This window comes from Massilia sp. P2_C2, assembly GCF_056404615.1.
Genome location: NZ_JBFUDR010000332.1, coordinates 1 through 6,260, shown reverse-complemented (window position 1 = coordinate 6,260; position 6,260 = coordinate 1). Strand labels below are relative to the sequence as shown.

At 67.1% G+C, this 6,260-nt stretch carries 5 protein-coding genes and 1 pseudogene; all 6 read left to right on the top strand.

Annotated elements, in window-relative coordinates:
• Nucleotides 1-266, top strand: a pseudogene (locus tag AC1DYX_RS26190) (sodium transporter); the annotation flags it as partial.
• Nucleotides 267-511: 245 nt separating this feature from the next.
• Nucleotides 512-2,374 (top strand): dihydroxy-acid dehydratase, encoded by a 1,863-nt coding sequence (gene ilvD, locus AC1DYX_RS26185; RefSeq protein ID WP_477264324.1) that lies wholly within the window; start codon nucleotides 512-514, stop codon nucleotides 2,372-2,374.
• Between the two features lie 611 nt (nucleotides 2,375-2,985).
• Entirely contained in the window at nucleotides 2,986-4,113 is a 1,128-nt protein-coding gene (locus AC1DYX_RS26180; RefSeq protein ID WP_477264322.1) for a methyl-accepting chemotaxis protein, read from the top strand.
• Nucleotides 4,114-4,121: 8 nt separating this feature from the next.
• Entirely contained in the window at nucleotides 4,122-4,490 is a 369-nt protein-coding gene (locus AC1DYX_RS26175) for a response regulator (RefSeq protein WP_477264320.1), read from the top strand.
• A 40-nt stretch (nucleotides 4,491-4,530) separates the two neighbouring features.
• Nucleotides 4,531-4,830: an STAS domain-containing protein gene (locus tag AC1DYX_RS26170; protein WP_477264318.1), complete on the top strand. Its 300-nt coding sequence runs from the start codon at nucleotides 4,531-4,533 to the stop codon at nucleotides 4,828-4,830.
• On the top strand, nucleotides 4,827-6,260 hold a 1,434-nt coding region (locus AC1DYX_RS26165), incomplete at its 3' end, for a chemotaxis protein CheA (protein ID WP_477264316.1). The genes AC1DYX_RS26170 and AC1DYX_RS26165, both read left to right, overlap by 4 nt.

Below are 6,260 nucleotides of genomic sequence, written 5' to 3'. Positions count from 1 at the left end.
GGATGGTGGACCTGTCGGTGCTCGCGCCGATCGGCTTCGCCCACGACAATGGTTCGGGCGTCTACGAGATCCCGTTCCTGGACCGCATGTTCATCGTGTTCTGGCTGGTCGTCGCCGGCATGGTCCTGCTGAGCACCGTATTCGCCCGCGGCAAGGTCAAGGCGCTGATCGTCGACACCAGGCTGTTCAAGGTCGACGGCGCGTTCGCCCTCGGCTCGGCCGTCATCTGCGTGGTGCTGGCCACCATCTACGGCATGTGGTGGTAAATGCGCATGGTGGGCACGGGGTGCCCACCCTACGGTATCATCCGGCCGTAGGGTGGGCTCCCCGAGCCCACCAAATGCCGGCATCACACAAAAGGCAGCTTCGGCTGCTTTTTTGTTTCATGGTTACTGATACGAAATACGTATCACAGACCACCAAATCATATATTGGACAACTTGCCGCCAGCACGGCACTCTAAGGTTCTTATTTGTCCTCATCCGTTCGCCGTCCACAAGGAGACAACAACATGCCGACTTACCGTTCCCATACCACGACCCAAGGCCGCAACATGGCGGGTGCGCGCGCCCTGTGGCGCGCGACCGGCATGAAGGACGGCGACTTCGAAAAACCGATCATCGCCGTCGTCAACTCGTTCACCCAGTTCGTGCCGGGCCACGTGCACCTGAAGGATCTGGGCCAGCTGGTCGCGCGCGAGATCGAGGCGGCGGGCGGCGTCGCCAAGGAATTCAACACCATCGCCGTCGACGACGGCATCGCGATGGGCCACGGCGGCATGCTGTACTCGCTGCCGTCGCGCGACCTGATCGCCGACTCCGTCGAATACATGGTCAATGCCCACTGCGCCGACGCCATGGTCTGCATCTCGAACTGCGACAAGATCACCCCGGGCATGCTGATGGCCGCCATGCGCATCAACATCCCGACCGTGTTCGTGTCGGGCGGCCCGATGGAAGCGGGCAAGGTGCTGAAGGTCGTCAACAACGACAAGAAGATCATCAAGCTGGACCTCGTGGACGCGATGATCCAGGCCGGCGATTCGAAGATCTCCGACGCCGACGTGGCGGAAGTCGAGCGCTCGGCCTGCCCCACCTGCGGTTCCTGCTCCGGCATGTTCACGGCGAACTCGATGAACTGCCTGACCGAGGCACTGGGCCTGTCGCTGCCGGGTAACGGCACGATCGTCGCGACGCACGCCGACCGCAAGGAACTGTTCCTGCGCGCCGGCCGCCTGATCGTCGACCTCGCCAAGCGCCACTACGAAGGCGACGACTACACGATCCTCCCGCGCAACATCGCCACCAAGACCGCGTTCGAAAACGCCATGGCGCTGGACGTCTCGATGGGCGGTTCCACGAACACCGTGCTGCACCTGCTGGCCGCCGCGCACGAGGCGGGCGTCGAATTCACGATGGCCGACATCGACCGCATCTCGCGCAACGTGCCCTGCCTGTGCAAGGTCGCGCCGATGACGAACAAATACCACATCGAGGACGTGCACCGCGCCGGCGGCATCATCGCCATCCTCGGCGAACTGGCGCGTGCCGGCCTGCTGGACACGTCGCTGCCGACCGTGCACTCGCCGACGCTGGGCGAGGCGATCGAGAAATACGACATCAAACGTAGCGACGACCAGGCCGTGCACACGCTGTTCCGCGCCGCGCCGGGCGGCGTGGCGACGCAGGTCGCATTCTCGCAGGCCGAGCGCTTCGAGACGGCCGACCTGGATCGTGCCGAAGGCTGCATCCGCGACCGCGCCCACGCCTATTCGCAGGACGGCGGCCTCGCGGTCCTGTACGGGAACATCGCCGAAAAAGGCTGCATCGTGAAGACGGCCGGCGTGGACGAGAGCATCCTGAAGTTCTCGGGCAAGGCGCGCGTGTTCGAAAGCCAGGACGCCGCGGTCGAAGGCATCCTTGGCGACACCGTCCATGCGGGCGACGTCGTCATCATCCGCTACGAAGGCCCGAAAGGCGGCCCGGGCATGCAGGAGATGCTGTACCCGACGTCGTACATCAAGTCGAAGGGTCTCGGCAAGGCATGCGCGCTGTTCACCGACGGCCGCTTCTCGGGCGGCTCGTCCGGCCTCGTGATCGGCCACGCCTCGCCGGAAGCGGCGGAAGGCGGCGCGATCGGCCTCGTCGAGGAAGGCGACACGATCGACATCGACATCCCGAACCGCACCATCAACCTGCGCGTGTCGGCCGATGAACTGGCCAGCCGCCGCGCCGCGATGGAAGCACGCGGCGACGCCGCCTGGCAGCCCGTCAACCGCGAACGCGCCGTCTCGCAGGCGCTGCGCGCATACGCGGCGCTGACCACGTCGGCCGACCGCGGCGCCGTGCGCGACCTGTCGCAGCTGAAGCGCTGACCGGCCCCGCCCCCTCCGCATCCCCCCGGGCCGCGCCGTCGTCCACCTCCGTGGCGGCGGGCGGCCCGACGAACTTTGCCGCGATACTGGCCAGCATGGCCAGACCGCCTATCGTCGCGAGCAAGGCGTGTAGCATCTCGTCCCCTGACATCAACGGCACTGCGATCCCGGGCATGTAGCACCGCCCATCCGCAACCGATCGTACCCTCCGCGTCCCACTCCCGCAATCCGGAAATTCCGGTGCCTCGCCTCGGCATGGCCGAAGGCAGCGCCCGCACCGCTTGTCCCGCCGGCCAGGAATGACAGAATCCATCATGCATACATTTATCAAATAATTGAACAATAACTCGGCCAGCTGGCGCCGTCATCGAATCCGCATACCGGCTTGCAGCGTGCATAAAACCCTTTTGCAACAATATGTTAGCGTTCGCCCAACGTTGTGTTGTATTCGCCTCGCACTGCAACATTTCCGCTCAAAAAGCTTGCGTTACAGCAAGTCGGTCTGCAATCATTTATTCCCATGCGGAAAGTAAATACCGCAAATACGATATGCCGAACTAGCCGTTCCGGCACCGAATCACCCGAACATCGATAACCCGACGGAGCGCCGCGTGTCGCGACTACGCCCCCTGCAAACCTGCTCCCCGCTGATCGTGGCCGTGGCCGCGGCCTGCATCATCGTCCCGCTGGCCGGCTGGCAGTGGCATGGCTGGTTGTTCGCCGCCGCACTGCTGGGCGCCGGCGCGATCGCCACCATGCGCGCGCCGGCAGAGCCCGGCAACCGCACCACGGCCGACGACTATCTGGCCAGCCGCCGCGCGTTCGGCGCCGACGTGGCCGACGTGTGGACGTCGCACATCGACGCCTCGCGCGACCAGATGGAGGCGGCCGTCGTGGCGCTGGTCGAACGTTTTTCCGGCATCGTCACCCGGCTCGGCCAGGCGCTCGACGCATCCGGCAGGGCCCGTAATGGCGACAGCATCGTCGACGCATTCGCCGCCAGCGAACAGGAACTGCGTTCGCTGCTCGACATGCTGGCCGGCGCCGCCGCCAGCAAGCAGCAGATGCTGGGCAAGATCGAAGGCCTGCAGGAAGTCACCGCGCACCTGCAGAAGATGGCCGCAGACGTGGCCAGCATCGCCTGGCAGACCAATCTTCTGGCGCTGAACGCGGCCATCGAGGCGGCGCGCGCCGGCGAGGCCGGGCGCGGATTCGCCGTCGTCGCGAACGAGGTGCGCATGCTGTCGAACCGCTCGGCCGRCGCCGGCAAGCACATCGCCGAACAGGTCGGCCGCATCAGCGCCGCGATCGACGCCACGTGCCGCGCGGCCGGCGAGTCGATGCGCGAGGAAACGCGTGCCGTGCAGGCGTCCGAACAAAAGATCGGCAACGTGCTCGGCTCGCTGCGCGGCGTGACGGATGCACTCGTGCAGTCGTCCGACCTGCTGCAGCGCGAAAGCACCGGCATCCAGGCCGAGGTCGCGGCAGCGCTCGTGCAGCTGCAATTCCAGGACCGCGTCAGCCAGATCCTCGCGCACGTGCGCCAGAACATCGCCCGCCTGCCCGGCTGGCTGGACGAACAGGCGCCAGGTGCCGCCGGCGCCGCCCTGCCCCCGCTCGACGCGCGCGGCCTGCTGGCCGAACTGGAAAGCACGTATGCGATGGCCGAGGAACGCCAGCTCCACAAGCGCAACAGCAAACCGGCTCCGCAGCTGGCCGAAGAGATCACATTTTTCTAGGAGTAGCCATGGCAAAAACCATCATGGTGGTGGACGATTCGAGCTCGATCCGCCAGGTCGTCGGCCTCGCACTGAAGCAGGCCGGTTACGACGTCATCGAAGGCTGCGACGGCCGCGACGCGCTGGCCAAGCTGACCGGCCAGAAGGTCAACCTGATCATCAGCGACGTCAACATGCCGAACATGGACGGCATCTCGTTCGTGCGCGAACTGAAGACCCGACCGGCCTACAAGTTCACGCCCGTGCTGATGCTGACGACGGAATCGCAGGAAGACAAGAAGGAACAGGGCAAGGCGGCCGGCGCGCGCGCCTGGATGGTCAAGCCGTTCAAGCCCGAAGCCCTCCTCGCCGCCGTCCAGAAGCTGACCCTGTCCTGACACCCCGGCCGGCGCCGGCCGGCCTTTCCCGGAGCAACCCATGAATATTGGCGATACGAGCCAAGGGGCCGCCGCATGCCTGGCGGTCGAAGGCGAGATGACGATCTACCGTGCCGCGGAGCTGAAACCCGCGCTGCTGGACACCGTGCGCACCCACGACGCGCCCGCGCTCGACCTGGCCAACGTCACGGAATTCGACAGCGCCGGCGCGCAGCTGCTGCTGGTGGCGCGGCGCGAAGCCGCGCGGCTCGGCAAGCGACTCGAACTGCGGGGCCCCAGTCCCGCCGTGCGCGACGCTTTCACGCTGCTCGGCCTGACGGGCGAAGGAGAATCCGCATGAGCATCGACATCGACCAGGTGACCGTCACCTTCATCGCCGAAAGCCGCGAACTGCTCGAGCAGATGGAAACCGCGCTGCTGGCGGTCACGCGCGACGGCGTCGACGCCGTCAACGCGATCTTCCGCGCGGCCCACACGATCAAGGGATCGGCCGGCATGTTCGGCCTCGATCCCGTCGTCGAATTCACGCACGTGGCCGAGAGCGTGCTGGACAAGGTGCGCGACGGCGACGGCGACGTCACCGACGAACTGGTGGCGCTGCTGCTCGCCTGCCGCGACCATATCGGTGCCCTCGTCGACGCGGTCGAAAGCGGCACGCTGGACGGCAATGCCGGCCTCGCGGCTGCGGGCGCACCGCTCGTCGCCGCGCTGCAAGCCTACCTGGACGGTCCGGCCCCGGCGCCCGCTTGCGGCGTCAAGGTCGCCGGGCCTGCGGACGCGGGCGACGGCCACTGGCATATCTCGCTGCGTTTCGGCCGCGACGTGCTGCGCAACGGCATGGACCCGCTGTCCTTCATCCGCTACCTGGGCCAGCTGGGCACGATCACCGGCATCGCGACGCTCGCGGACGATCTGCCGGATGCGGACGCATTCGACCCGGAGTCGTGCTATCTCGGCTTCGAGATCGGGTTCGCCAGCAGCGCCGACAAGGCCACCATCGACAGCGTGTTCGACTTCGTGCGCGAGGACTGCCAGATCCGCATCCTGCCGCCCGAGAACCGCATCGCCGAATACGTGGCCTGGCTGGACGAGCTGCCCGAACAGCGCGAGCGGCTCGGCCAGATGCTCGTGCGCTGCGGCAGCGTCACCGCGCACGAACTGGAGCTGGCACTGGCGGCGCAGGCCACGGCCACCGCGCCCGTCCAGCCGATCGGCGAGATCCTCGTCGGCCAGGGCGCCGTGCGCGCCCCCGTCGTCGAAGCGGCGCTGGCCAGACAGCGCCAGGCGCCGGAAGCCAGGGTACAGCAGGAAAGCCGCTCCGTGCGCGTCGACGCGGACAAGCTGGACCGCCTGATCAACCTCGTCGGCGAACTGATCATCGCCGGCGCCAGCGCCAACCTCGTCGCGCGGCGCGCGCACAACGCCGAGCTGCTCGAATGCACGTCCACCCTGTCGGGCCTCGTCGAGGAAGTGCGCGACAGCGCGCTGCAGCTGCGCATGGTGAAGATCGGCGCCACGTTCAACCGCTTCCAGCGCGTCGTGCACGACGTGGCGCGCGAACTGGGCAAGGACATCCGGCTGGACGTCGGCGGCGAGGACACGGAGCTGGACAAGACCGTCGTCGAAAAGATCGGCGACCCGCTCACCCACCTCGTGCGCAACGCGATGGACCATGGCATCGAGCCCGCCGACGTGCGCGCCGCGCGCGGCAAGTCCGCACAGGGCACCGTGGCGCCGCGCGCGGCAAGTCCGCACAGGGCACCGTGGCGC